Origin of the sequence: Brevibacillus migulae (assembly GCF_004521915.1) — a bacterium.
GTDB lineage: Bacteria > Bacillota > Bacilli > Brevibacillales > Brevibacillaceae > Brevibacillus_F > Brevibacillus_F migulae.
Genome location: NZ_SDKD01000006.1, coordinates 194,711 through 220,838, shown reverse-complemented (window position 1 = coordinate 220,838; position 26,128 = coordinate 194,711). Strand labels below are relative to the sequence as shown.

Genomic DNA, 26,128 nt, shown 5'->3' with positions numbered 1-26,128 from the left:
TGAAAGATGAGTGGATGGTTGTCCCTTTTTCTCATATGTATCGCGGTCAGCTTGGATGGTTTGGCGGTGGGGCTGACGTACGGCTTGCGAAAATTGCGTATCCCCGTTCGCTCCTTGCTCATTATTCTTTGCTGCACATTTGGGATCGTCTACGGCATCATGACGGTTGGCAGGACGCTGTTTTCCTGGTTGAATCCCGAGGAAGCCAAGCTGATCGGCTCAGGTGTACTGGTGCTGATTGGTTCGATTACCTTGTGGCGGATGTGGATCTCAAAAAATGTGCCGCAAGATATGGGGGAAGCGGACAGGGAGAAGGGAAGTCAGCCCATTTCGCAAATCCGTGCGTTTGGATTGATTTTCCAGATTCTGCGCGACCCTGCCCGTGCCGACGCAGACCATTCCGGCCACATTGCAGGCTGGGAGGCTGTCATGCTGGGCATGGCTCTTTCTCTGGACGCATTCGGGGCGGGGATCAGCCTATCGTTGCTGGGTTATCCACCGTTTCTTGTCTCATCCTGTTTGTCTGTCACCAGCATTACCTTATTGTTGGCCGGCTTCGGTATCGGTTGGAAGGCGGACAAAAAAGGCTGGTTCGCCCGATTCAAATGGCTGCCCCCGATTCTCTTGATCTGCATCGGCTTGGCACGATGGGTCGGATAGGTACTGACAGTCGCTTGTCCACTTTGCTACAATGACACAAATGGCACATCGGTGTCATTTACTTACAATCAGGCGATTTAGTGAAAACGCCCCTGGATTGTCTGGAACATGATCGTTTATTTGATGTTTGCCAAGAGGAGGCATGCGCATGTCAACTGCCATAATCAGTGTACGCACCCCATAATGGGGGCGTCGATCTAAACCGGCCTGCCAGGAGGTTTAGATGAATAAGCAGTTTTTTCTCTATATAAATGGACTTTCCGATTTCGGCTCCCGGATGCATTTCATCGCGGTGACGGCGTTGCTCTTTACCTTCCCGGACAGCGAGCGCTGGTTGATGCTGTTTTTGCTGGCGCGTCAGGTTGGAGGAATCCTGTCGAGTCTGTTTGCAGGTGTGCTGGCGGATCGTTTTGATCGGCGCAGGCTGATGATCGCCAGTGATATGACCTGCGGGATCGCGGTGCTCGTCATATTGCTGGTTCCTCATCCGGGGATCGTCGTGCTTTCCGCCTTTGTACTGGGTGTCACCTACAGCGTGTTTGATGTAAGCTTTCAGGCGTCCATTCCCAAGATGTTTGAACAAGACACCGTGCTTTCGACCAATGCGAGGCTGGTTCGGTTCAGCTCTCTGGCGGGCTTGATCGGGTTTGCAGTGAGCGGCTTTGTCTCCGATGCGCTTGGGTATCAGTGGATCATCCTGTTTGATGCCGGCACCTTTTTCCTTTCCGCAGCTGTGCTGAGCGCGCTTCGGTGGGACAGCAGGCCGGAACATCAGCGAGCAGCTGCGCAAGTGATGCAGGAGATGCGGGATGGTTTCCGCTATATCCGACAGGCGCCGGTCTTTTTGCTGTTAACGTTGACGAGCTTTTTCTACTCCTTGGGAGGAACCTCCTGGAACTACGGATTGCCCTTTCTCTCGCAAACGCTGACGGAACATGCTTCCATCTATCATGGGCTGATGTGGGCGATGATCGGGTCCGGGTCTTTTATGGGTTCGTTTTTCCTCTCCAAGCTGCGTCTTCCGCTACTGCCTGCCTTGTACACCTCCATGCTGCTGTTTGCTGGTGTGATCACAGCTGTATTTTTCAGTGTCGGCATCGTGGCCGTTTTTGGCGGGCTGTTTCTGGCAGGATTGGTCGATGCGGCCACACAGACATTTCATCGCACATTGATGCAGCAGGCGGACAATTCGATTCGCGGCCGGGTGCTTGGCGTACAGTCTTTATTGAATCGGGCGGGGTATTTGTGCGGCTTTCTCTGCGTTCCGTTGATCCTCGGCTGGACCAAGCTGTCTGGAATGGTACTGATCATTCAAGGTGGGATCGGGGTGGCGATTTTGGCGGGAGCGGGGTTTGTCATCTGGAAGCGAAACTAAGCGAGTGGAAGAGAATCACTTTTAATTGACAAAGAATAATAGAAAAAAGAGCGGCCGTATCTTCTGCTATTTTCTCGAGTGGAAGAATGGCCGCTCTTGTTCTGGAAATTATCCTCTCCAGCGCAGAAAGGCAACCGTTTTGTGCATGTTCATTTTGTAGGATCCCTTCACCAGCACGGTAGAATAAGGCGTCACGATTCTGCTTAAATAGCGATGCAATGCAATCCGGTTGTAAAAATGCAGGGCCCTGCTGCGTGGCAGCCCTGTTTGAATGGCTGCAGCTCTCATATGGGGAGTGGCTGGCCCATAAGTAAGCAGATAAGAGACTCTTCTTCTCGCAGCATGCGCACCCACGATACGATGGCCTCTCCGGCTGAATCTGCCAAGCTCGAGCATACTGCCCATTACCGCGATTCTTCTTCCTTTGCCAATGGTCGTCAGCACATCAATCGCTGCCTTGGCAGCTTGGGGATTGGAGCTGAAGCTGTCATCAATGACTTTTACGTGGCGTCTCAAGCGATAGACGACCAGGCGGCGGACGGGTTTCTGGTAGGTCAGCAGCCCTTGGCGGATCGCTCTGGGGGGGACGCCGAGTTTGTAACTCACAGCAATTGCAAAAAGGGCGTTATAAATATTGTGCTTGCCCAGAGCAGGGATGTAAAAATGATGCCACCGCTGGCCGAGCCGGACCGTAAACGACATGCCTCTTGCTCCATACCGAATGTTTCGGGCACGGAAATGGGCAGGACGATGAATGCCTATCGTGTAGATGGACCCTTTAAACCCTCTGGTATGAAGCAGTCTTGAGTTCGGATTGTCCGCATTGAGAAACAGCCGGCCATAGGGGTGCATGCCGCGGATCAGTTCGGATTTTGCCCGCGCCAGGCGATAGATGCTCCCGCCAAAGTTTCCAATGTGTGCAGTGCCCACCGTGGTGATGACCCCGATGTTCGGACGGATGATTCGGCAGCTATGCCGGATATGGCCGGCTTCGGACATGCCATATTCGAGCACGAGCACTCTATGGGCAGGGGAGATTCTTCTTTTCTGGCGGAGAATAAAACCAGGGAGATTCTGGTTGCCAGCCGTTTTAAACGTCCTGTACTTCCTTCTCAAGATGGATGCGATCATTTCTTTGGTGGTTGTTTTCCCGGCACTGCCCGTAATGGCAATCACGGGTCTTCTCCACGAGGTCCTTTTGTACAAAATCGCCAACCCCTTTGACAATGATACACTAATGTATGTCACGATAGACTGGCGGTATAGACGAATCTCGCTGTTTATCTACCTATTTTCCCGCGAACAAGGCGTACATCTAAGGCAAGTCCCATGTCCCGTTCATATTTTATGAAAAGATGAGGAAAGGGAGGAATAGCATGCAAACGAACGGCATTGTACGCGTGAAGGTGAATCAGGCGAGAATCGTAGAAGAGCTTTATCTGGTCCAATCTGAAAATGGGAAGGCCAGACATGTTTCCCTTGATAGAGAGAAGGCTCTCTTGAATGCGGATGCGCATCAGAATGTTACGAGGATATTGACCATTGCGCTGGAAGGGGATTCATTCGAGACCCATTACAAAACGATTCCCGGGCGCTATCATTTCAATAAAAAAGCGTTGCGATTGATCAATAAAAAGACACTGGAGCTGGCAAAGCAAACCGGAAAACAGACGTTGCTTGTTGTCGTCTAGGCCAACTGCCGATTGCAATCTCCAAGCGCTTGTTCAAACGAAAGACAGGGGGGCATACCGTGTGCCTCCCTGTCTTTCGTTACTCGAGACCGATGTGCTGCAGGTATTTTTCGCATTCGATGATGTCGTCTTTGCTGTTCCCGGCGATGAGACTGGATACAAAGACGGGATTGTCAGCAGACTGGCTCCGCGGCTTGTATATGCATAGCGGCACCAGCATCTTCTTGCCCATAAGAGTCTGGAGCAAGCCCGTACACTCCGCAAATGACAAATGACTCTTCCATTTCCGCAATTTCAGCACGCGAGCATCGTAGGCATGCATAATGCTGTCACGTAAAAGCAAAGCCCCGGTAGAACCGTTCTGCCGAAAGTTCAAGTCGATGACCAGGAGGCGGTTATCCTCCGTGATGACCGTATCGATTCCGGCGAACCCCCAGTATCCGAGGGACACCGCTTTTTCCACGATTCGCTTGCACAGCTCGATCGCAGCATCCGGCGGTTGATTCTCCTGATCCACCCAGTTCCCCAGATACTTTCCTTCTTCCGTAATGATTTGCTCGGCAGCCCCGAGATAGACCAATTCACCGCGATAGGTTTGCGCAAACTGAATGCAGTAATTTTTTTGAATGGATAAAAATTCTTCGACAACGACGGCCGAGCAATGTTTGAACAGCTGCCGGGCTTGCCGCAGATCCGTTTCCTGCCGGCAGATGACAATATCCGCTCCGCCGCCATTGGGTTCATCCGTAGCGGCCTTGACCACATAGGGAAAAGCGAACGGCAGCCGGTTGCTGTCTAGAAACTCACGGCTGGAGAGAACACGCCGTTTTGGAATAAAAGGCTCGGGAACAAAAACCGCGAGATGCTTTTTATTGTTTACATAAGATAAAAGCTGCGGCCGGACCCATAACAGATCTTCTGGGATCTCCTCAGGCAGATGATTATAATTGATCACCATTTTCTGCTGTGGTTCCTGGAAACGCTTCAATCGTTCATAGTAACCACGTTCGTCCCCATATACATGGAGGCTTTGTCCAACCTGCAATCCGGCTTCCCTGAGGAGCGATAAGCATGCTGGGTCCGCTACATCGCGGTGACACATGAGCGGCGTGTCCCCGGCGACCGCAATCATACTGCCGGAAGATGAATCCTGTGCGAGCGGCGTGGGAAGCCATTGGCTGTTCTGGTAAGATCCTCTTCCATTAAAGATGTAATGAGGCCCAAATATGTCCGTAAGAGAAAGGACCGGCTTGATCAAAGTCTGGAAACCTCCCTTCACGACCGATTTTCAAGCTTAGCGTATTCCTTTTTTCAGAGGAAGGGAAAAGGCAGGCACCTAAGTTTTCCTTTTTAGGCAAGCAAACAAACCGTTCTGGGGAAGTTTCATAGGGTAAAGGGAAGTGAATTTGGGAAAAGGTGTGATATCGTTGACAGCGTCACTCAGAGGAAACAAATGGTACAAACACCTGCTCTTATGCAGATGCCGAGGATTGAAGAGATTCCTGCCGGTAACGCAGCCTTATTCTGCATGGACCTTTTGGAGAATGCTGCGACGCTATCAAGCGGTGATCATAAAGCCGATGGTCGGCTCTGGCGGGAACGGAGTCATTAAAGTATGGAGGATCAATGCGTGGTATTTTCGCGTACATGCGCAAAATCATTCCAAGATTCTGAAGGGCAGAGCCGCGCTGGCGCAGTATTTGGCCAAAAAGCTTCCCAGAGGGCGAAGATACCTGGTGCAACGATTTATCCCGCTTGCCCGGGTACAAGGAAGCCCGTTTGATTTTCGCTATATCGTGCAGCGCAAACGCGGAGACAGAAGATGGGTGATTACGGGTAAGCACGGAAAGATCGCCAGGCGCGGGTACTTTGTGACCAATTTGCAAAAAGGCGGGAAGATCGTAACCGTGAACCAGGCGCTCTCCCGTTCCAATGTACCGCAAATCAACGTACGGCGTTCGATGGTGCAGCTGGATCGTCTTGCCCTGGGAGCAGCCAGGTGTCTGACACGCCGCTTCCCTGGCCAAACCATCTGGGGACATGATCTGGGGGTTGACCGCAGAGGAAGAGCGTGGCTCATCGAGGCCAACGCTACACCGCTTACCGGCGGCTTTCGCTATCTGGCGGATAAAACGATGATGAGAACGATTGAAAGATATAAAGCGTATAACCGCAGGACAAGAAGATAGCCGGAAGGTGGTGGCATATGAACCGCGCATTACGTGCATTCAGGTTCCGGTTTCATCAGGATCCACGCTGTACGCATATCTCACTCAGCAATGAAACGTATCGCCAGCTGAACATCCGTTCCAACTGGATGATCCTCCGCTTTGGCGCATGGCAGAAAGCCGTCCCGATCAGGCGAGTGTCTTCCATGCCGCGTGGGAAGATTCTATTGCCCCGAAAGTTGACAAACAAGATCATCATCCCCGACCTGCCTTATGAATACAGGAGGAAGGGCCATCAGCTGACGATCGGACCCGTGATCGGCTTTCAGGTGTGGCCCAAATATTACCGCAATCCGCGGGCACAGCTCCCTCGCTTCTCGCACTACCATCAGATCAAAGGGCTCGTGTTCCTTTTTACAACGCGTACCATTGACCGGACCTCCAGGACCATCAGAGGATATTATTACCACCCGCGGAAGAAACGGTTGATCCCTGGAACCTTCCCGTATCCCTCCGCCATTTTTAATCGAACCGATATGCCACGAGCAACGTATCGGCATTTGACCAGGCACATCGGCAGACGAATTTTCAATTATCCGTATCGTCATATAAGCAAATGGACGTTTTGGAGGAAATTGAGTACACAGCCAGGGATCAAAAAACACCTGCCGCATACCGTTTCAGGCAACACGGTGGCTGCGCTGGAAAACATGCTGTCCAGATACCAGGACGTCTATCTCAAGCCAACATTGCTGTGTTCCGGCCAGGGGATCTTCCGTTTTAAAAGGATCGGACATCGCTATTGGGTATCCGATCGTTATGGAAGGCAAGCAGGGAGCACCTCCCTTCGCAAGCTGTTCGCGGTGATACGCCCCAAACTCGTGAAAGGGCAGACGTACATTGTGCAACGGGCGATACCATTTACGGTCAAAGGGCAAAAGATCGATTTTCGCGCTTATTTGCAAAAGGGCAGGTCCAAACAATGGCGGTGTACGGCGCTGGAAACAAAGGTAGCGAAAGCGGGGAGCATCATTTCCAATTCGGCGAATCGGGTGAGGATCATTCCTGGAGGACTGGCGCTTGAAAGATACTTCTATCTCACCGGTGAGAAAAAAAGGCGGAAAATTGCCGAAATCAAGCGGATCTGTGTGAGAGCGCTTCGGCAACTGGAAACGAGACACAATCATTTCGGGGACGTTGCACTGGATTTTGTGCTGGATAAGCATCGGCATGTATGGCTACTGGAAGTGAATGTGAATTACGCGGCAGAGATAAAGGCGAATCGATCGCGTGACGAGCGCAGAGTGCTGCCCGCAATCCTGCCGGCACCGTTTGCGTACGCGAAAGCTTTGGCGAAAAGCTGACAAGAGGAGAGGGATCCGATGATCTCTCTCCTCGCCGCATTGGGTCATCTGCTCTCGGTAAGAATGCCCGCTTGCAGGGAAGCGTGCAAAAAGGGATTGGCCGCGATAATGCCTCTTCCATGTAAGGTTAACCGCTGACCGCTGCTGTCCGTAACCGTTCCGCCGGCTTCTTGAACCAGCAGGGCGCCTGCCATGAGATCATGAGGGTCGTAGCCATGCTCCCAGAAGCCATCCAGGCGCCCGGCAGCGACATAGGCTAGCTGCAGGGAGACGGAACCGAGCATACGCAAAGCGGCGACCTGAGGCATGATCCGGGCGATAGAGCCGCATAGGAAGGAGGTCTCCTCGAGCTCTTCGGCTGGTATGGAAGGATGGGCCGTCGCGACAAATGCGCTCGGCCATTCCCTTTTTTCCGATACACGGATCGGTTGGCCATTCACAAAAGCCCCTTTTCCGGCAAATGCCGCAAACAGTTCTTTCCGGTAGGGATCATAGACCAGCGAAAAGACTGGTTGCTGCTCACGGATCAAGCATAGAGAGATCGCCCAGCCCGGAAAGCCCTGCAGATAATGGACGGCCCCGTCGATCGGATCGCATAGCCAGTGATCGCCGCTGATTGGTGTGGAATCAGCTTTGCCCAGATTGGGTTCGGTGTCCGACCATGCGATCTGTGGAAACTCACGTGCGAGAGCGGGTTTGATCAACGCGATCGCCTGATCATTTGCTTTATGGAAGTGCGCAAACAGCTCTTCTCGATTGACCGGAAGCTTTTCGGGACGCTTCTTGGCCAACAACTCCTCGCCAACCCGTGTAAACAGCGCTGCAAAATAGGGAAGGTTGTTCATGTCCATGGTTCGATTCATCCTCACTTTATTGGTATTTTTAAATACTACTAAGGTAACGACGCAAAAAAAGACGCAGGTGCGTAAACGTTAATTTCGAGATGAGTAGTATGATAAAATACTACCTAACGTCATGGTCACTGTCAATCATCAATCGATGAGCAAATAAAAAAGCCGCTCATTGAGAGGCTTGCGGCTTCCACCAGTCAGACGAGAATGGGTTGTTTGTTCTTTAAAAGCGGGCGATCTTGTCGGTAGAGATCCAGATCCGCACTTTCTCCGTTGACCAAGACATCCCGTACGATCTTGGACAGCACCATGCTGTAAACAATGCCGTTATCCCCATACGAATCGAAAAACGTACAGCGCGGGAAATCAGTGTACATGCCAATGATCGGAAGCCCGTCATGCGTTCCTCCGTAGTAGGCTGCTGCCGCATACTCGGCTTGGACGGCAATGCCGGGAAAGAGCTTGTTGAATTCCTGAATCAGCTTCTCCGATTTATGCAGCCGAAGCGCGTCATTCCGATTGATGTGGTACACACGTTCATCGAGGCCGCCGATGATGACCCGATTGTCCGGCGTTGTCCGCATATAGATATAGTCATCCGCGGTTTCCCAGATCAGCGAACGCTCATGCCAGTGCTGGCGCAAAAGCGATTCGGCGACAGGGGTGGTCACTGTGGCATAGGTAGCGATCAGCATCGCATTTTTCTCCGCTTTGATCCGCATATTTTCATAGCCTGCCGCCAGAATGACATGCTTGGCCCTGATCGTATGCCCGGTATCGGTGCGATAAATGACGGCATCCTTTTCATAATGTTTGCCGGTCACTCTCGTCTGCTCATACACGTGTGTCCCCGTGCCGGCAGCCAGCGCGATCAAACCATGGGTATAGGCAAGCGGGTTCAATTCGGCATCATCGCGGCAGTAAAGAGCAGCATGGCGACGGAAGGGGTAGCGGGCAGCAATCTCATCCTCGGTAAGGAAATCAATCGCAAAGCCGAGGTCGCGCAAAAGCTTGTAGTCCTTCTCGAGCTTCTCCACATCGTTTGGCTGACTGGCGGTATAAAGGCTGCTTCTGCGGGCGAATGAAGAGTCGATGCTCATCTGCGCGGCGGCCTGTTCCAGGTGATCGATTGCCTCCTTGCACAGACGCAGATGCCGGAACGCCAATTCCTCGCCAAAGCTGTTGACCAGCTGATGGGCCATTTTTTCGCCTGCATGCTGGATGAAGGCAGTGTTAGCGGAAGTCCCGCCAGAGCCCACCCGGTTTTTCTCCACGAGTACGACATTCAGGCCCGAATCACGAAGCCAATAGGCGCACTGTGCCCCGGCAATCCCGGCGCCGATGATCAGAATATCGCACGAAATATCCTGGGCTAGGCGGGGATACACAGGGGGATGGGGGAGTGTTTCCAGCCAGTAGTAGGTTCCGTTGTGCAGATTCATGCGTGAGTACCCCTTTTATCAAATGGCAGTGTGATGGTTCCGATAGTTTTCCCGTTGGCAAAAAGGGCCATACAAAAACAAAACCATCCTTCTGGAAAGGATGGTTTTTACAGCGGTCGGACATTACTTTTTCTGCAAATGCACGGCCCGGTACTCGTCTTCCAGCATCGCCATGAGGATGGAATCGTGATACGCATGGTTGTAATAAAGGGCTTCGCGTTGAATTCCTTCCCGCCTGAAGCCGAGCTTTTCGTAAACATGAATGGCGCGTTCATTATAGGAAAATACATTCAGTTCGATCCGATGCATATTGCAAATGCCGAAGCCGTAGTCGAGCATCAACAGCATCGCTTCGCTGCCATAGCCCTTTCCCTGGAAACGGGCGCTGTCGATCATGAGCCGGATGTTGCAGTTGCGATTGTTGCGGTCGAAGTCCTGCAGGGCGATGTCGCCAATGATCTCATCTGTTTCTTTCAACGCGATGAACAGCAAAATGCCGGAGGAGTCTTGTCCTTTTGCTTCGATATAGCGGTGAATCTGGTCCTTGGTAAAGCTGTGCTGAGTCCCGGTCAGTCTGCGTCCTTCCCGGTCAAAGAGCATGTGGAAATACAGCTCGGTGTCCTCGGTGTTGATCGGGCGCAGATAGACGTTCTTACCCTCCAAAAAACGAACCGGGCGATTTTCCGTGTGACCTGTTGACATAGCGATGTCTCTCCTTTTGTTTTTTATACTATAGCCAAAATGTGTATACTCAGAAAATAGACAGTTTTGGCGAAAAGAAAAGGACAGATATCATGGGAGGATAGGTCAGATGCTTCTGATGCCAAGATGGGACGAGCACAGTCCATTGCCTCATTATGTGCAGCTCTATGAAACGATCAAGCAGGAAATCTCTTCTGGACAATTGGCGGTGGGGAGTCGGCTTCCCTCGATTCGCAAGCTGGCGGATCTATTGGCGATCAGCACAACCCCGGTGGAATTGGCTTACCAGCAGCTGATCGCGGAAGGCTTTATTGAAAGCAAGCCGAAACGCGGGTATTATGTGCAGCACCTGCCCGAACCGTATATGCGTCTGGGAGAGGAAAAGCGGGAGACAAACGCTGCTTCTGACCATCTGCTATGGAGCGGGAGGCGTTACCGTTACGATTTTCACGTATCCAAAAATGACTTTCGGGTATTCCCTTTCCGTACATGGAGGAGGCTCTTTCAGCGAGTGCTCCATCCGGACTCCAAGGAGCTTTTGTTTTACGGGGATCCGCAGGGGGAGCTGGGACTTCGCCAAGAGATTGCTCGCTACCTGTATCATTTTCGCGGGGTCAAGTGTTCACCGGAGCAGATCGTGGTCGGAGCTGAGCAGCATCTGTTGCTCTCGTTTTTGGCCCAGATCTTGAAATCGTATGCAACAGGCATCGGTGTAGAAAATCCAGGGTACCCGCTGGTTTCCTCGACATTTCGCCAGCGGGGCTATGACGTGGTCCCCATCGCTTTGGAAGAGGATGGCTTATCAGTTGAAGAGCTGTACAAGCATGACGTACAGCTTGCTTACGTGTCGCCTTCGCATCAATATCCGCAGGGCATGATGCTGCCGATCGGCAAACGGCTGCAGCTGCTGGAGTGGGCGGAAAAGGTCGACGGCTTTGTCATCGAGGATGATTACGATGGGGAATTCCGCTATCAGGGACGGCCGATTCCGTCCTTGCAGGGTTTGCTTCCGGACTCACGCGTCATTTATCTGGGCGGATTTTCACAGTCTTTGGCTCCTGCGCTTTGCATCAATTACATGGTGTTGCCCGCTATCCTGCTGGATGATTTTCGCAGGTTTTATTGGGAGACGCTGTTTGAGCAATCATCGTCCCCCTTGCATCAGCAGACGCTGCAATTATTCATGCAGGAAGGGCATTGGGAGAGACATGTCCGCAAAATGAGAAACATTTATCGCAGGAAGCATGACCGGCTCGTCGCATCGATCCAGGATCATTTTCAGGAGCGTGGGCACATCATCGGCAGGGGGGCGGGGTTTCATCTGCTGCTGCGAGTGGATAGCCCAAAGCCGGAGGCCGCATTGCTGCAGGAAGCAAAGGATGCAGGCATCCGCATCGCTTCGGCGGCTTACACGTGGCATGTGCCGACAGAACGAAAAGAATTTATTTTCGGCTTCGGCGGGATAGACATCGACGACATCGATCCAGGAATCGCAAGTTTGCATCAGGTATGGTTTTCTTAGGCTTTTGTGACCAGGTCCTATTTTTCCTAATCATATAAAGATTCTTACTACATTGCATTATTTCCAGTTAGCAGTATAATGTGTGAATTAACTAAATATTTCGTAAGGGGAAGTGGGAACCGTGGAAACATTAGAGAGAATCGGCAATTTTGTCGGAAAAACATTTGCGGTATGGGTATTATTATTTGCGGGATTGGCTTTCTTTTCACCGGATTCGTTCAAATGGATTGCCAAATACATCACGCCGCTCCTTGGCATTGTCATGTTCGGGATGGGGCTGGCCGTCTCCCCGGCAGATTTCCGTGAAGTGCTGAAACGTCCGCTTGATGTAGGGATTGGTGTGCTCGGTCAGTTTTTGATCATGCCGCTGCTTGCCTTTGGCCTTGCGAAAGGGTTGAATCTGGCCCCTGAAGTAGCGGTAGGCGTCATCCTGGTGGGCTGCTGTCCAGGCGGAACCGCCTCCAACGTCATGACGTATCTGGCAAAAGGCGATGTGCCGCTCTCCGTAGCGATTACATCTGTAACTACCTTGTTGGCTCCAGTCGTGACACCGGGCTTGATCCTGCTGTTTGCCAGCCAATGGGTGCCTGTCGATGCGATGAGTCTGCTGTGGTCGATCCTGCAAATTGTCATCATTCCGATTGTTCTCGGTTTTATTGTGAAAACGTTTTTCAGGAAGCCGGCAGAGGCAGGTGCAAAAGCGATGCCGCTGGTGTCCACAGTGGCGATCGTAGCGATCGTGGCCGCTGTCGTGGGTGCGAACCAAGCGAAAATCGCCCAGACCGGTTTGCTGATTTTTGCCGTTGTGATCCTGCATAACGGGTTGGGCTTGCTGCTTGGGTTTTTGTTTGCCAAGCTGTTCAAGATGGATGTGGCGAAGCAGAAAGCTCTGTCCATCGAGGTAGGGATGCAAAATTCCGGATTGGGTGTAGCGATCGCCAACGCCCATTTCTCGCCGCTGGCAGCCGTACCGAGCGCCATTTTCAGCGTCTGGCACAATATCTCGGGACCGATTGCCGCTACCATCTTTAGCCGAATGAAGAATACACAAGCATCGGATAAAACGATAAAAGGCTGACAAGAAGCCCTATCTGGACCGTACCGGATAGGGCCTTTTTTATGCGCGGAGAAGGAAAGATCAGGTATTGAAAGCAGACGGTTGACAAATAATGAAAAAACAAAAGTGACGGTTTTTCAACAAGGAGGTGGCTGTATGGAGCGATTTTTTGGCTTAAAGGAACGAAACACGACCGTGCGAACGGAGATCATCGCTGGGGTGACTACCTTCTTGACGATGGTCTATATTGTCGTGGTGAACCCATCGATCCTTTCCTCCGCAGGCGTGCCGTTTGAACAAGTCTTTATGGCAACGATCCTTTCCGCCGCCCTCGGTACGGGCATCATGGCTTTGTTTGCCAAGCATCCCATCGCGATTGCACCCGGGATGGGGATGAATGCGTACTTTGCGAGTGTCGTCGCTTCTCACGGGGTCTCTTACCAGATGGTGTTTGGTACGGTCTTTCTCGCTGGTCTGATCTTTATCCTGCTAAGCTTTACCCGGCTGCGGGAGACGTTGATCCAATCGATTCCCAGCTCGCTGAAATACGGGATCACCTCCGGAATTGGCTTGTTTATCGCCTTCATCGGCTTGCGGATGTCCGGCATCGTCGTAGCGAACCCTGCGACGATGGTCGGGTTTGGCGATTTGCATCAGCCTGCCACGCTGCTGACGCTGGCGGGTCTGTTTTTGACACTGATTCTCATGGCGCGGCGGGTGAATGGCGCCCTGTTCATCGGGATGGTCGTCACTGCAGTGGCCGGGTACCTCGCAGGCATGCTCAGCTTCAAAGGCGTGGTTTCCGTGCCGCCCACACCTGACTTTTTTGATATGGATCTGCCCGGGGTCTTTCAACACGGTCTCTACACGGTGGTCTTTGCATTTCTGCTGGTGACCATTTTTGATACGACGGGGACGATGATCGGGGTAGCGGAACAGGCAGGGATCATGAAAGACGGAACATTCCCAAGAGCGAAAGCTGCCTTGATGGCTGATGCGTTGGCTACGACGGTCGGGGCAACGCTGGGCACCAGTCCATCCAGCGCCTACATCGAATCGTCCGCAGGAGTGGCAGCAGGGGGAAGGTCGGGTTTAACCGCATTGGTCGTCAGCCTTCTTTTTCTCCTGTCCATGTTTTTCTCGCCTGCGATCAGCGCCATCTCTTCCGTCTCGGCGATTACCGCTCCTGTCCTGATCATCGTCGGCTGCTTCATGATGGAAGGACTTGCCCGGATTGACTGGCATACGTTTGACGAAGCCTTTCCCGCCTTTGCGATCCTGTTGAGCATGCCGCTTACGTCCAGCATTGCGACCGGAATCGCCATCGGGTTCATTACCTATCCGCTGATGAAGCTGGTCAGCGGGAAGGGGCGTGAGGTGCATCCGATTTTGTATGTATTTGGGGTGATTTTTGTCATTCAGATGGTGTATTTTCCGGCACATTAGGAGGTAAAGAGCCATCCATTCAGGCGAGTGCGTGTTTTTTTCCTTTTTTTTCCTCTCCGTTTTATGTAGCATAGAAGGAGAGGAAGGGGAATGAATGGATGCTAGGGTGGGTTATCGCGGTACTTTTTCTGCTGCTAATGATTGTGCTCGCGTTACAGGAACGAAGCGAAGAGAAAGGGTTTTGGGGGAAAATCATCCTCTACTTTTTGTCTGCGTTCTTCTTTTTCCGTTTTGAAGCTTTTGTATTTCCTCTGGGTATCGCGATTGCGTTTTACCTATTATTTCGCCGGACTGTACCCAATCAACGCATTAAGGTAATGACGCTGCTTTTCGCAATCGCGACCTTTTTCTTCGTTCACTTTTTGCCTCCTTATACGATACAAGATTGGAAAGAAAGCCGCGAACGGGTACAACTTGAAAGTCAATTTGAGGAAGTGGTCGGATACTATTCCTTTTCAGAAGATGCCCAGTTACAGGAAAAGGTAAGAAAGTACGTAAACAGACCGCCTGAAAAGATGAGCGTATACGATGGAGATTTGATGTTTCTGACGTGGGCGTTGGACGAACAAGGGATTCCGATTAAAAATGCGGAATGGCTTGCTTCGAAGGCCGCTTACGAAAACGGAATCAAATGGCATTACAGCGAAATAGAAGAGGATCGAGTTTCCCATGTGTATCTAGAATTTCCCGACAATACGCAATATTTCGGTGTGATTAAGAAAGGGGATAAAACCTCTTTGCCATATCTGGCGATTATCATTGAGCACAAGGGAGTTAAAACCGGGTTTCCTACACTTTTTGACTTTCATTAATGTCGCAAAAATGATGTAGTGCAAAAAAGCTCGTCCCTCATTTGAAAATGAGAAAGACGAGCTTTTTCTTTAGTCATTGATCCAGGCAATCGCGAGCGTGCCTTCGCCGGCATGCACCGCGATGGTGGAGCTGATCGGTCCGATCATGATCGGAATGTCATGATACTTTTCCTGGATTTTCGCTTTCAAGGCCAGGGCTTTGTCCAGCACGTTGCCGTGGAGGATCTGGATGTTGCTGACTTTGTTGGCTTTTTTCGCTTCATCCAGCTGCTCGAGCATGCGTTTGATCGCTTTTCCCTCGGAGCGGACTTTCTCATAGACTTCAAAAAGTCCATCTTTGACATGGATGATCGGTCTGATCTGCAGCAGGTTGCCGAGAAAATATTGGACACCGGTCAACCTTCCGCCCTTGTAAAGCTGTTCAAGGCTGCCGACGAGGAAGTAGTTTTCAAACTTTTCCACCTCGTCACGGAGGAGAGAGGCGATTTTTTGAAAATCAAGATTGTCCTCAGTCAGCTTCATGCCCTTTTTGATCAACAGGGTGAGCGGATAGGACAGTATTTTGGAATCGATAACTTCTACAGGAAAATTGGCGATTTCCGCTGCCTGCTTGCTCGTATTCAGCGTGCCGCTCAGCTTGCTGGAAATGTGGACGGCTATAGCACATTCGTACTCTTCTTTTAGTTTTTCATAGAGTTGCACGAATTTTCCGATAGACGGCTGCGATGTTTTGGGGGCCGTTTCGGATTTTTGTAAGCGCTCATATAATTGGTCGGGCAAAAGATCAATCCCGTCTTCGAAAGTTTCCGTCTCAAAACTGATGGATAAAGGGACAACATGAACATCATGCTTGCCTTCCCAGTCCTCCGGAATGTAGGCGGTGCTGTCGGTAATCCAGGCGATTTTCTTTTTCATGAATGGTTCCTCGTTTCGGTCATATTTCGGCAGATCAGGCGGGTAGATGCATGGGAACTGATTGATGGTATTTCTTGCCTGTTGTCAATATGGCTGAAAAACAGGTTCAGCTTCATCATATAACGAAAAGCAAGGAAAGCCTACGTCAAATTATTACTACTTTCGAACAATTTCATAAAAAAACCCCCCTTTGATAGAAGGGGGAGAATTTACAAGGAGCTTGCCTACTGCAGCATCAAATTCACAAAGCCTTTTGGATACAGCACGTTCATATGGTCGACATGAGGATCAGGTTTTTGGCTGGTAGGGCGCGCATAGACCATTTTCACCTCGTAACGATCCGATAGCGGATACACATCGATGATTTGATCGCCGAACGTACGTGTTTCCTTGGGTTCGCCATACACCTTTTTGATCTCGCTGCGAGTCAGCTCACGCAGGCGCAGATCATAGGAACGCTCCTCCACGATCTGCATGCCTTTATTGTAGCCGATGACGATCCCCTGTAACGGGTAGCTGGCATATGTGATCCCTTGAGACGTTTTGGATGCATAGGGTGGTCCCCATTCTTTTTCCACCGTCTCGAACACGGTCTGTCCAACCGGGGAGTCACTGCCCAGCACCTTTCCTTGCGTGGCGAGGTAGCGCGTCCCTTCTGCCAGTTCGAGATTGCTGCCGATGGCCATGATATTGCGCATACCCACGGGGGAGAGAAGACGGATGGACGTAACCACCTTTGCGGGGGCATTGGCAGGCTGTTCCATGCTTACAAGCAACCTGTCTCCGTCATCCACAGGGTAGGTGTAGGTGATGAGTCCGCTTAGGTCCTGGGTAGAGGCGGGTTGGCCCAGTGTCTGGATCACCTCGGTTTCCTGGATGGAGGAGAAGCGAGGATCAAAGAGCTGAATATCTACGACCTGCATCCCTTTGTTGTACCCGATGATCGTATGGTGTCCTTTCAAATAGGAAGCGTAGCTGATGCCATTGGCTGAAAAGGTCTGCTCCGGTTCGCCCCACTTGGCTGTGACATCCTCAAACATCGTTTTTTCCAATTGAAAGGGGCCCTCGAGGATGCGACCTGATTGCGCCGATTTCATCACGGACGATAGAAGCGATTGTTGTGCTGCAGGGGCGACTCCCTGAGTATGAGCTTTATCCGCAGACGTACCTATAGGGCTGCTTCCACGCGGGAGTGTCGCAGAAGCGGCTGCTGTAGGCTTAAAGAGCTGGCCGGCCTTTTCGATTCCAATAAAATAGAGAGCACCAAGCGCAAGCAGTGAGCACGAAATGAATGTGATTTTTTTCAAAGGATTCCCTCCTAAACAAACTTACTCATAGATTGGACGGATCAGGAGCGAATTTATTACCGTTTTTTTAAAAAATATACTTGGAGATCATTGACAAAAAAGTGAATGGACAAGTAATGTGGAAAATATAAAAAACGAAATATTTTCCGAGTTTTCGTTTGTTGGAGGTTACCGATGGAGGCACGAATCATTGCAGTGGCGGAAAAGGAAATCCAGGCAAAAGGACTCAAGTTCACCATGAGCGATCTGGCTAAAGCAGCTGGAATAAGCACGAAAACGTTGTACAGCTTCTTTGTATCCAAAGAAGCATTAATCGAACATATCATTCGTGCAGTGGTCAATCACATCATGGAGAAGCATACGCTGATTGCAGCTCGGACGGATCTTGATCTGGTGGAGAAGATCCGCATGCTTTTGGCAAACATGCCCGCGACGTACGGACTGACCAATCTGCGTGTCTGGCATGAGCTGAAGCGATATTACCCGGCGCAGTGGGCATTGGTGGAGCAGTGCATGCAGTTCGGCTGGGAGGAGATACAGGAGTTGATGGAAGCGGGGATGGAGCAAGGACATTTTCGTCGGATACAGATACCTGTTTTCATTCACATGTATATCGGTGCATTTGAGCAGATTGTCAATAATCCGTCCGCAGTGACAAACGAGATGACTGTCAGCCAGGCGCTGGATGCGATCATAGACATTTTATTATCGGGGTTACTATCGGAAGCAAAAGGGGAGGAGCAGCAAAAATGAGCTGGATCTACATGATGATGGCGATCTGTCTGGAGGTTGCCGGGACGACTAGTATGAAGCTCTCGCAAGGGATGAGCAAGCCGATTCCCACCGTGCTGATGATCGTCTTTTATCTGGGAAGCCTCGGCTCACTCAGCCTTGCGCTGAAACAGCTGGAAGTCGGGACGGCGTATGCAGTCTGGTCGGGTATCGGAACAGCATTGATCGCGGTGATCGGATTTGTTTTTTTTCATGATCAGATCACTTGGCAAAAGGGAATTGCCATCGGGCTGATCATCGTCGGATGCGTGCTGCTCAATCTCAACAGCGGAGCGCACGGCGAAGCTGCCGGGAAGGCGGTGCAGGAGCAGTCGCCTTCCGCGGCTTCGCTTGGAGATGGTGAGGGCTTATGAAAGGCTTGCAAGCATTTTTCTGGTTTACCGATATCGGCTTTCTTCTTTATTGGACAGTAACTTTTTTGGGGTTGATCCCACCGGAGTACCTTTATCAAGATTATAGAGATCCTAATTTGATCGCATGGAATCTCTCTTTTCTTCCGCTTGATCTGCTCATTTCGATTACAGGCTTGGCGAGCTTGTATGCGTATCGAAAAGGCAGGAAAAGCTGGCAGCCGCTTGCGTTGGTTTCGCTCGTGCTCACCTTTTGCTCGGGGCTTCAGGCGATCGCTTTTTGGACATTCGCAGGGGATTTTGATCCGGCATGGTGGATTCCCAATCTATATTTGCTCCTTTATCCGTTATGGTTTTTGCCCAGATTCTTGCGCGGGCACGAATTGCAAACCAAATGTCCGGTGAACTAAGGTCAGCGAATGCATTGGCAAATGCTTTGCATAGCTACGTTTTCTTCGCTATTCTCCCGCCAATGATATGCTGTCTTTCACCAAGCGAACGAATTCCAATTGCTCTTCCCCTTGTGCGGAGGCTTCCGCAACGGATAGCACCTCGTGCAAGGAGCTATCTTTCGCCCAATAGCTTTTCCGCATGATCTCTCCATATTCGGCCACGGCGGCTAAAAACTGGACATCTCGCGGCAGCTGCTGCGACAAATGGAGCGGCTGCTGAAGCTCCTGTACCTTTCCGGAATCAGGAAGCTGATAACGAAGGCGGACCACTCCCAGGCTGTCATCGGAAGGGTTTTTCCGTTTGACCTCGTAAAGGGCGGTTACCGTATGGCCAGCGCCGACCTCGCCGCCGTCTACCTGATCATTCCGAAAATCCTCATCCCGCACATCCCGGTTTTCGTACCCAATCAGCCGATAGCGATCCACTTTTTGCGGATCAAATTCAACCTGGATCTTTGCATCCTTGGCGATGGTCTGCAAGGTGCCGGTAAGCGTCTCGGTAAAGATGCGGCGGGCTTCTGAAAAGCTGTCGATATACGCGTAGGTGCCATCCCCCTTATCGGCAAGCTGCTCCATCAACACATCGTTGTAGGTGTCCATGCCAAACCCAAACGTGCTGAGAAAAATGCCGCGGCTCGCATATTGCTCGATCGTCCGCAGGATGCCGTCGGGTCCAGTCTCGCCGACATTGGCCACACCATCCGAGCAAAGAATGACACGGTTGGTGGCTTCTTCATCAAATGCTTCCGCCGCCATTGCATAGCCGAGCTGCAATCCTTCTTCGGCGTTGGTCGAGCCTTCCGAATCGAGTTCGTCAATCACTTGCAATATCTTTTCCTTTTTGGCAACGGACGTTGGCTCTAACACTCGTCTGCCCTCGGAGCCATATACGACAATCCCTACTTGGTCGTCTTCGGTCAGTTGATTGACCAGCACACGCAGGCTCTTTTTCACAAGGCCTAACCGATTTTCCTCGTTCATGGAGCCGGACACATCGATCACAAAAACGAGATGGGCGGCTTTGCGTTTCGTTACAGGAATTTCTTTGCCTTTGATCCCGATTCTCAGGAGATCGTAGCCTTTGCCGAAGGGGGAGGGTGCACCATCTGTGTGGATGGCAAAAGTGCCTTTGGTCGGTGCGGGATAAGGGGCAGGGAAATAATTGATGAATTCTTCTACACGTATCGCTTCTTCCGGGGGAAGGGTGCCTTCGTGGATATAGTTGCGTACGACTGTATAAGAGCCAGTATCGACATCGACGGCAAAGGTGGACAGATGATCATCCTCCGTAGCGATAAACGGGTTGGTGCCATAATTCTCAAAGAAAGCGTCAGGCTGTCGGCTTGGTGCTGGTTTTTGCAGGGCATAGCCGGCGATATTTTCCGTTTCCCTTCTGGGAGCAGGAGCAGAATGTGCTTCAGTTATCGTCCCGGAGCGGTCTGAGCTTTGTGCAGCGGCAGGCTGGTTGTTCGCTTGGCCGGCCTGAGGTGCATCCTGTTGGTGACCGCAGCCAGTGAGAAAAAATGTTAGAGCCAGTGTTCCCGTAGCCCATTTTGTATACATGACAATACCCCCTTTTTTTATCGGACGTGGAAAAAAAAGGAACGTTTCGCGTGGAAACGTTCCTTTTTGATCTGTGCGACTGTGACCCGGGTCGCCTCAAGTCGCGCCTTAGTTACGCTTGAGGTTCGGAGGAAGTGTCGGCTTTGTCTGGTCGTTGATCTTGTCACTGTCCCGTTTGTCACGGTCTGCAGGCGATTCAGAGTGGCTTAATAGCCATTCGAGCAGCTCGTCCATGAATTCTTCCTGTGTGATTTTTTTCTCGGCTTTTCGCTTGTGAAGGTCTTCTAAAAACGCTTGTAAGTCATCGGGGACACCATTTGCTTCGTCCTTCTTTTTTTCCTCTTGCTTCTGCTTCGCCCGAGTCAAATCGGGTGGCTCCGTATTCGCATGCGCAGACAGCGGGAGTGCCAGACAAAGCGCCATGACGGAAGCAAGCAGGGTACGGCTCCATTTTTTCATCCATTGATCACCTCACGATCCGGTATGGGATAGATCACTCGCTTTCTACAGTAAAGGGATGGGAAAAAGCCGTAAATCCTCCTTCAGGTTGATTCTTGGCCGCTTATGTTCCCGTAAGCAGGGAAAGAATGTATGCTTTTACGTCCACGACTCGTCGGGGCGGCTCCGGGATTGGCCCATTCGTGGCGACGGCGAAGGGAAAAAAGGAATCGCTGGCGTCGAGTGAGCCGTGGTTGCCGCCACCGGGATGGTTGGGGGCGCCATCTGCCGCAAATTCCGATCCAGGCAGTGCCGTACAGATCAAAAACCGCCCGGGATGGGAGTGGAGGGCGCTGTGCAAGCGGCGCAGACCATCCGGATAGGCAGTGGAGAACCATTTTCCGTCTTCCTTGCGAGCTTCCAGCTTCAGCACATCCCGATCTCCGCGAAGCTCCCAGCGCTGGTTAAATTCATCGAGCTCTTTGCCGCCAGTCCGATAGCTCAGCTGTTTGCCGTCGCGCAGCACATGGATCCACTCCTGGTCTTTCCATGCGATCAGGTCGATGCGTTTCTCGGGTGCCAGACGATCAATGAACATCTGGATCGACACCCGCTCGGACAGCGCGTAGACATAGCTCATCCGGCCATTGACGGCGACCGCGACATCATTCTCCGGTTTCTTCTGTGTTCCCAACCGATAAAATGAAAGTCCGGAAAGAAGCTGTTCCATATCGATGAGTGCCGCCTCCTTGGACGCGTGGGTCGCTGTGACGCCGCTGTCGCCGGTAAGGATGAAGACATGGCGATCCAGTGCTTCCTCCCAGCTTCCAAAAGCATTCAGGATGGACTGCAGCTGCTGATCCAGTTTTCGTACGCCTTCCAGAGAGGCGGGACCGTGCTTATGCAGCTCTCCGTCCATATCCGGAAAATAAGCCAGGGTGACATCCGGCAGACGTTTTTCCTTTACCAGCGCGATCAGGCTTTGCGCCGTATAGTCGTTATTCATGCCCATGGAGCGAAACGGTCCGTCGGGCAAAGCCTGCTTGGTTATTTTTGCCACGCCGCCAAGAGCCAGCAGGTCGGGGCCTTGGACTTTTAGGCTCGTGACCGCTTTTATCCCGAAATGATGGGTACGCGGTCCGCGAAATAACAGGCCATTGATAGAAGCGCTTGTATATCCTCTGGCGGCCAGCTCCTCGTGCAGCGTGGGGGTCTGCTTCGATAAATGCTGCTGGTTCAACCGATAAAAGCTGTCGGAAAGCCATTGAAAGGGACCTGGCTTCCAGACCACGCGCAAGCCGTCTCCGTAATCGACCGTGCGCTGTTCATCAGGGTGAAACCAAAGCAAACCAGGGATCCGATGCTGGTCAGCATATGTGCCGGTCAAGAGCGTGCTGTCAATGGTTACAGACATAGTGGGGAACGAGCTGATCATGTCGCGGCGATAGGCTCCTTTTTGCAAGAGAAAGGCGAGAGCAGGTACTTCATGACGCCGCACGAGCTGTTCGAGCGACTCCGCGATCAAGGAATCCACCAGCAGGATAATCACTTTTCGTTTTGCGGGAGAGGCAGTGGTCCGAACGGCGCTGTCCTGCCAATGGAAAGCTCCTGTCGAAATCAGCAGATAGGCAGCGAGAAAGAGCAGGAGTATCGGAAGGATCAATGGCAAAACTCTATGTATCATGTTGGACAAGCTCCTTGCAGCAATGGTTTTCCCTATTGTATCCATCTGCTTGCAGAACTATATCGACCGAAAAGACACAAAAAAAGAGCCACCCTAGAGACGGTGGGCAGCTGCAACATATCGATTCGTGGGGCGGCCCACACCTCCATAGGAGACATCGCGCTTGACTTGCCCGATTTTTTCGAGGTATTCCAAATATCGTCGGGCGGTCACCCGGGCGATTCCTACTTTTTCCGCCACTTCTTCGGCAGAAAAAGAGGCGGCCGTTTGCGTGAGCTGTTGAACGATTTGCTGCAGGGTGATATCGTTCAAGCCTTTCGGAAGCTGCTCTTTTTTTACCGGCTCGGCTTCAACCGGTCCGTGGAAAAATTGATCCAGCTCTTTCTGCGAGATGCTTCGCTCCTGCTGCAAGCGCGTTTTCATCTGGACGTACTTATCGAGCGCTTGCTTCATGCGGTCCATTTTGAAGGGCTTGATAATATAATCGATCACGCCGCCGCGCAGCATGGTCTGGATGGTCTCCGGATCTTTCGCAGCAGAAACAACGATGACATCGATGGGGTTCTCTTCGCTGCGCAGACGTTTCAGTGTGCCGATCCCGTCCAGGGCGGGCATGAAAATGTCCATCACCGCCAATTCCGGCTGCAGCCGGGCGATCATCTCGATTCCTTCTGCTCCGTTGCTTGCCAGTCCTACCACTTGAAAGCGGGGATCGTTATCGATGAATTGCCGGTTGATCTCTTGCACCATGGCGTCGTCCTCGATGACGACGACTCGATAGGGCTGTTCTTTCATGACTGCGCACCACCTTTCATTGGGAACGTGATCAGAAAGCTCGTCCCCATACCGGGCTCTGTCTCACATTTCATTTCTCCATGATGCTTGATGACCAGTTGGTTCACGAGGTGCAGGCCGACGCCGCGATTGGGGGTCTGCTTGGTGCTAAAGCCTTTTTCCAGCATTCGCTGATAGGTTTCTTCATTCATGCCGCATCCATTATCCTCCACTAATATCGAGCAGACATCCTCATCCTGCTCCATGCTTACATGGATATGCTTATCCTTGCGCTGGATGCCGGCAAAGGAATCGAACGCATTTTCAATCAGATTGCCGAGGATCAACACAAAATGATGATGATCCATCAGGGCAGGGAAGCGATCCAGATTGCTGTTGCGGTCAATCTCCACATCGATGCCGAGCTCTTTTCCCCGGCGGATCTTGCTGAGCAGCAAGCCGGAGATGCTCGTATCAGCGATCCGGGTTGTGAAGAAGGAGGCGAGCTCCTCCTGTTCCTCGCTTACTTCAAACAGATACGCCAATGCTTTTTCTTTCTGGTCGAGCTGGAGCAGACCGGCGATCGTATGCAGCTTGTTCATATATTCGTGGTTTTGCACGCGCAGCGCGTCGACAAACTCTTTGACGCCTGTCAGTTCCTCTGCCATGCGGGCGACCTCCGTGCGGTCCTGGAACATGGCGATGGCACCCACCGGTTTGTTGTTCACTTTGATCAAAAAGCGGTTGGACCAGAGCAGGGTATTGCCAAAGCGCAGCTCCTGATTCGAGATGGATTGCTGCAGCTCCAAGATTTCCGGCAGTCGGGTATCGGGAATGACTTCGCGTATCGGTTTGCCCAGTACATCGCCGCTCACCCGGAAAATCTGTTTGGCTTTATCATTGAAGATGGTGATCCGTTCGTGATTGTCTATCGCGATGACCCCCTCATGCATCGCGTGAAAAGTAGCCGTGCGCTCCTCCAAAATGCGAGCGATTTCATGAGGCTCCAGATTAAACATCTGCCGCTTCAGATGCTTCGCCAGCTGGTAGGAACCGAAAATCCCGAATAGCAGGGAAAAGGAAAAGGTAAGGCTCAGGTTATGCTGCTGATTCATGAGCAGCTCCCAGATGCTTGGAAGCAAATGACCCACGATGACGACGCCCACCTGGATGTGGTCCTTGTTCATGACCGGGACGTACGCGCGAACCGCTGTGCCCAGTTCCCCCTGAACTTTTTCGGTATACGAGTTTTCGGCAAAGGCTGATTCGATTTCCCGCCCATCATAAGGAGTGCCGATCCGGTGCTCAAGCGGATCAGACAGACGAATACGGTTCATATCGAGAACGACAATATAGGTAACATTATTGACAATCCGAAACTTTTTGGCGATCGGATGGATCAGCGAGGCTCCGGCCGGATTTTCCAGCCCCTGCGATATGGCCGGAATTTCTGCGAGACTCCTGGCGGTGATCAGCATCCTTTGGCGCAGATCGTCTTCGGTCAGGCGTATGAGGCTGCCGATATGGACAAATCCGGCCATCATCAGGGAAAACAGGACGATTGTCGTCGAGAACAGCATGATTTTCCATTGAATCTTGATTCGCGTGGGCAGGTCGGTACTTCCTTTCCGCTAAAGAATGTTGTTACTATATTTTAGAGAGAAGTTTCGACGAAGATCAATAGATAGAAAGTAAGCAGGTGTAAAGATGAAGTCTGTGATCAGCAGTGTACTGTTGCTGTTGCTTGGCGCGATGGCGGCGTTTCTTACGGTATGGCCGAGTGATCCATTCACGAATAGGCTTGCCGATGATGTGGAACAGGAAGGACTCGGAGAGCGGATTATCATCAAGTTTAGTCACGTGGTGGCGGAAAATACGCCAAAGGGGCTCGCGGCCGAAAAGTTTGCCCAGCTGGCTTATGAGAAAACCGACGGAAGAGTGGAGGTGCAGGTATACCCGAACAGCATCCTTTACTCGGACCATAATGAGATGGATGCACTCATGCAAAATGAGATTCAAATGATTGCGCCAGCTTTTTCCAAGGTTGCGACACTGGATTCTTCCTGGCTGCTGCTGGATCTCCCGTTTGCCTTTTTGGATCAACAGAGTGTGGATAAGGCATTCGCAGGTGGCATCGGTAAAACGTTGTTTGCGACGCTAAAGGCGCATGGTTTGAAGGGAATGGCTTTTTGGAGCAATGGATTCAAGCAGATGACCAGCAGCCGCAATCCGTTGATTACGCCTGAAGACTTCGCGGGCCAACGCTTTCGGATCATGAGCAGTGATGTATTGAAGGCGCAGTTTCAAGTGTTGCAGGCCAGCGCTTCGCCTATTGCCTTTAACGAAGTGTATCGCAACATTGAAGCTGGCTCTATCGATGGACAGGAAAATACTGCATCGAACATATTTACCAAAAGGCTGTTCATCGGGCAGAAGTACATGACGATCAGCAACCATGGGTATCTCGGTTATGCGGTGATGGTCAACCAATCATTTTGGGAAAGTCTCCCGCCAGACATTCAGCAGAAGCTGGAAGAAGCGATGGCGGAAGCAACGGCTTGGAATCGCAGGCAAGCCACGGAGATGAATGCCCAGCAGCTTGCCTATTTAACAGAGCGTGCGAATTTGCAGGTACATGTGCTGACCCCCGACGAACGATTGCGATGGCAGGAGGCTTTTCGCCCCGTGTATGCACGTTTTACACCAATCATTGGGGAAGAGCTGATGGATCAGCTGAAGCAGCTTCAGGAGCAGCGATGATGC

Annotated in this window: 25 protein-coding genes; 13 read left to right on the top strand and 12 right to left on the bottom strand. The window is 51.6% G+C overall.

Features of this window, described 5'->3' with window-relative positions; all coding sequences use genetic code 11:
- Window positions 1–6: 6 nt before the first annotated feature.
- Both ytaF and EIZ37_RS09295 read left to right on the top strand, forming a co-directional pair.
- Entirely contained in the window at window positions 7–660 is a 654-nt protein-coding gene (gene ytaF / locus EIZ37_RS09300) for a sporulation membrane protein YtaF (protein WP_134684316.1), read from the top strand.
- Window positions 661–883: 223 nt separating this feature from the next.
- The gene (locus EIZ37_RS09295) at window positions 884–2,035 is read left to right on the top strand and encodes an MFS transporter (RefSeq protein ID WP_134684315.1); all 1,152 of its coding nucleotides are present in this window, start codon (window positions 884–886) and stop codon (window positions 2,033–2,035) included.
- Between the two features lie 108 nt (window positions 2,036–2,143).
- Here the strand turns inward: EIZ37_RS09295 and EIZ37_RS09290 are convergent, their stop codons facing one another.
- The gene (locus EIZ37_RS09290) at window positions 2,144–3,241 is read right to left on the bottom strand and encodes a UDP-N-acetylmuramoyl-tripeptide--D-alanyl-D-alanine ligase (protein ID WP_134684314.1); all 1,098 of its coding nucleotides are present in this window, start codon (window positions 3,239–3,241) and stop codon (window positions 2,144–2,146) included.
- Between the two features lie 170 nt (window positions 3,242–3,411).
- On the opposite strand from EIZ37_RS09290, the gene EIZ37_RS09285 reads away from it, so the two are divergent.
- Window positions 3,412–3,726 carry a hypothetical protein gene (locus EIZ37_RS09285; RefSeq protein WP_134684313.1) on the top strand — a complete coding sequence of 105 codons (315 nt, stop codon included), beginning with the start codon at window positions 3,412–3,414 and terminating at the stop codon, window positions 3,724–3,726.
- A 79-nt stretch (window positions 3,727–3,805) separates the two neighbouring features.
- Here EIZ37_RS09285 and EIZ37_RS09280 read toward each other — a convergent pair whose 3' ends face one another.
- Window positions 3,806–4,984 carry an ATP-grasp domain-containing protein gene (locus tag EIZ37_RS09280; protein WP_134684312.1) on the bottom strand — a complete coding sequence of 393 codons (1,179 nt, stop codon included), beginning with the start codon at window positions 4,982–4,984 and terminating at the stop codon, window positions 3,806–3,808.
- A gap of 142 nt (window positions 4,985–5,126) precedes the next feature.
- Between EIZ37_RS09280 and EIZ37_RS09275 the strand changes: the two genes are divergently transcribed.
- Window positions 5,127–5,915 carry a YheC/YheD family protein gene (locus tag EIZ37_RS09275; RefSeq protein WP_134684311.1) on the top strand — a complete coding sequence of 263 codons (789 nt, stop codon included), beginning with the start codon at window positions 5,127–5,129 and terminating at the stop codon, window positions 5,913–5,915.
- 17 nt (window positions 5,916–5,932) lie between these two features.
- A complete protein-coding gene (locus EIZ37_RS09270) occupies window positions 5,933–7,258 on the top strand; it encodes a YheC/YheD family endospore coat-associated protein (RefSeq protein ID WP_134684310.1) in 1,326 nt (441 codons plus the stop codon).
- A gap of 44 nt (window positions 7,259–7,302) precedes the next feature.
- On the opposite strand, the gene EIZ37_RS09265 is transcribed toward EIZ37_RS09270, so the two are convergent.
- The 3 genes from EIZ37_RS09265 to EIZ37_RS09255 all read right to left on the bottom strand — a co-directional run bounded on the left by EIZ37_RS09265 (window position 7,303) and on the right by EIZ37_RS09255 (window position 10,253).
- Window positions 7,303–8,109 (bottom strand): inositol monophosphatase family protein, encoded by an 807-nt coding sequence (locus EIZ37_RS09265; protein WP_167568763.1) that lies wholly within the window; start codon window positions 8,107–8,109, stop codon window positions 7,303–7,305.
- Window positions 8,110–8,306: 197 nt separating this feature from the next.
- On the bottom strand, window positions 8,307–9,551 hold the full coding sequence (locus EIZ37_RS09260) for an NAD(P)/FAD-dependent oxidoreductase (protein WP_134684308.1): 1,245 nt from the start codon (window positions 9,549–9,551) through the stop codon (window positions 8,307–8,309).
- Between the two features lie 123 nt (window positions 9,552–9,674).
- Window positions 9,675–10,253: a GNAT family N-acetyltransferase gene (locus EIZ37_RS09255; RefSeq protein ID WP_134684307.1), complete on the bottom strand. Its 579-nt coding sequence runs from the start codon at window positions 10,251–10,253 to the stop codon at window positions 9,675–9,677.
- A 109-nt stretch (window positions 10,254–10,362) separates the two neighbouring features.
- Between EIZ37_RS09255 and pdxR the strand changes: the two genes are divergently transcribed.
- The 4 genes from pdxR (at window position 10,363) to EIZ37_RS09235 (ending at window position 15,090) form a co-directional block, all read left to right on the top strand.
- Window positions 10,363–11,775 (top strand): MocR-like pyridoxine biosynthesis transcription factor PdxR, encoded by a 1,413-nt coding sequence (gene pdxR / locus EIZ37_RS09250; protein WP_134684306.1) that lies wholly within the window; start codon window positions 10,363–10,365, stop codon window positions 11,773–11,775.
- Between the two features lie 121 nt (window positions 11,776–11,896).
- Window positions 11,897–12,853, top strand: coding sequence for a bile acid:sodium symporter family protein (locus tag EIZ37_RS09245; protein ID WP_134684305.1), 957 nt, complete (start codon window positions 11,897–11,899; stop codon window positions 12,851–12,853).
- 135 nt (window positions 12,854–12,988) lie between these two features.
- Entirely contained in the window at window positions 12,989–14,278 is a 1,290-nt protein-coding gene (locus tag EIZ37_RS09240; RefSeq protein ID WP_134684304.1) for an NCS2 family permease, read from the top strand.
- A gap of 98 nt (window positions 14,279–14,376) precedes the next feature.
- On the top strand, window positions 14,377–15,090 hold the full coding sequence (locus tag EIZ37_RS09235; RefSeq protein WP_134684303.1) for a hypothetical protein: 714 nt from the start codon (window positions 14,377–14,379) through the stop codon (window positions 15,088–15,090).
- 69 nt (window positions 15,091–15,159) lie between these two features.
- On the opposite strand, the gene EIZ37_RS09230 is transcribed toward EIZ37_RS09235, so the two are convergent.
- Together EIZ37_RS09230 and EIZ37_RS09225 are read right to left on the bottom strand one after the other, a co-directional pair.
- Window positions 15,160–16,005: a DegV family protein gene (locus EIZ37_RS09230; RefSeq protein ID WP_134684302.1), complete on the bottom strand. Its 846-nt coding sequence runs from the start codon at window positions 16,003–16,005 to the stop codon at window positions 15,160–15,162.
- Between the two features lie 224 nt (window positions 16,006–16,229).
- Window positions 16,230–17,312: a YjgB family protein gene (locus EIZ37_RS09225; protein WP_134684301.1), complete on the bottom strand. Its 1,083-nt coding sequence runs from the start codon at window positions 17,310–17,312 to the stop codon at window positions 16,230–16,232.
- 174 nt (window positions 17,313–17,486) lie between these two features.
- Here EIZ37_RS09225 and EIZ37_RS09220 point away from each other — a divergent pair, with 174 nt between their 5' ends.
- The 3 genes from EIZ37_RS09220 to EIZ37_RS09210 are packed head-to-tail and all read left to right on the top strand — an operon-like array spanning window position 17,487 to window position 18,864.
- The gene (locus EIZ37_RS09220; protein ID WP_134684300.1) at window positions 17,487–18,065 is read left to right on the top strand and encodes a TetR/AcrR family transcriptional regulator; all 579 of its coding nucleotides are present in this window, start codon (window positions 17,487–17,489) and stop codon (window positions 18,063–18,065) included.
- Complete coding sequence (locus tag EIZ37_RS09215) at window positions 18,062–18,457, top strand: DMT family transporter (protein ID WP_134684299.1); 396 nt, start codon at window positions 18,062–18,064, stop codon at window positions 18,455–18,457. The genes EIZ37_RS09220 and EIZ37_RS09215 overlap by 4 nt, the downstream gene beginning before the upstream one ends.
- Window positions 18,454–18,864: a DUF5360 family protein gene (locus tag EIZ37_RS09210; protein ID WP_134684298.1), complete on the top strand. Its 411-nt coding sequence runs from the start codon at window positions 18,454–18,456 to the stop codon at window positions 18,862–18,864. Before EIZ37_RS09215 ends, EIZ37_RS09210 begins: the two co-directional genes overlap by 4 nt.
- A gap of 48 nt (window positions 18,865–18,912) precedes the next feature.
- Here the strand turns inward: EIZ37_RS09210 and EIZ37_RS09205 are convergent, their stop codons facing one another.
- From EIZ37_RS09205 to EIZ37_RS09185, 5 genes are all read right to left on the bottom strand, one after another.
- Window positions 18,913–20,469 (bottom strand): vWA domain-containing protein, encoded by a 1,557-nt coding sequence (locus EIZ37_RS09205; RefSeq protein WP_134684297.1) that lies wholly within the window; start codon window positions 20,467–20,469, stop codon window positions 18,913–18,915.
- Window positions 20,470–20,577: 108 nt separating this feature from the next.
- Window positions 20,578–20,928, bottom strand: a complete 351-nt coding sequence (locus EIZ37_RS09200) for a hypothetical protein (RefSeq protein ID WP_134684296.1) — start codon at window positions 20,926–20,928, stop codon at window positions 20,578–20,580.
- Between the two features lie 103 nt (window positions 20,929–21,031).
- The gene (locus EIZ37_RS09195) at window positions 21,032–22,591 is read right to left on the bottom strand and encodes an alkaline phosphatase family protein (RefSeq protein WP_167568761.1); all 1,560 of its coding nucleotides are present in this window, start codon (window positions 22,589–22,591) and stop codon (window positions 21,032–21,034) included.
- Between the two features lie 93 nt (window positions 22,592–22,684).
- Window positions 22,685–23,386: a response regulator gene (locus EIZ37_RS09190; RefSeq protein WP_134684294.1), complete on the bottom strand. Its 702-nt coding sequence runs from the start codon at window positions 23,384–23,386 to the stop codon at window positions 22,685–22,687.
- Window positions 23,383–24,945, bottom strand: a complete 1,563-nt coding sequence (locus EIZ37_RS09185) for an ATP-binding protein (RefSeq protein WP_134684293.1) — start codon at window positions 24,943–24,945, stop codon at window positions 23,383–23,385. Before EIZ37_RS09185 ends, EIZ37_RS09190 begins: the two co-directional genes overlap by 4 nt.
- Window positions 24,946–25,072: 127 nt before the next feature.
- Between EIZ37_RS09185 and EIZ37_RS09180 the strand changes: the two genes are divergently transcribed.
- The gene (locus EIZ37_RS09180) at window positions 25,073–26,125 is read left to right on the top strand and encodes a DctP family TRAP transporter solute-binding subunit (RefSeq protein WP_134684292.1); all 1,053 of its coding nucleotides are present in this window, start codon (window positions 25,073–25,075) and stop codon (window positions 26,123–26,125) included.
- Window positions 26,126–26,128: the final 3 nt, after the last annotated feature.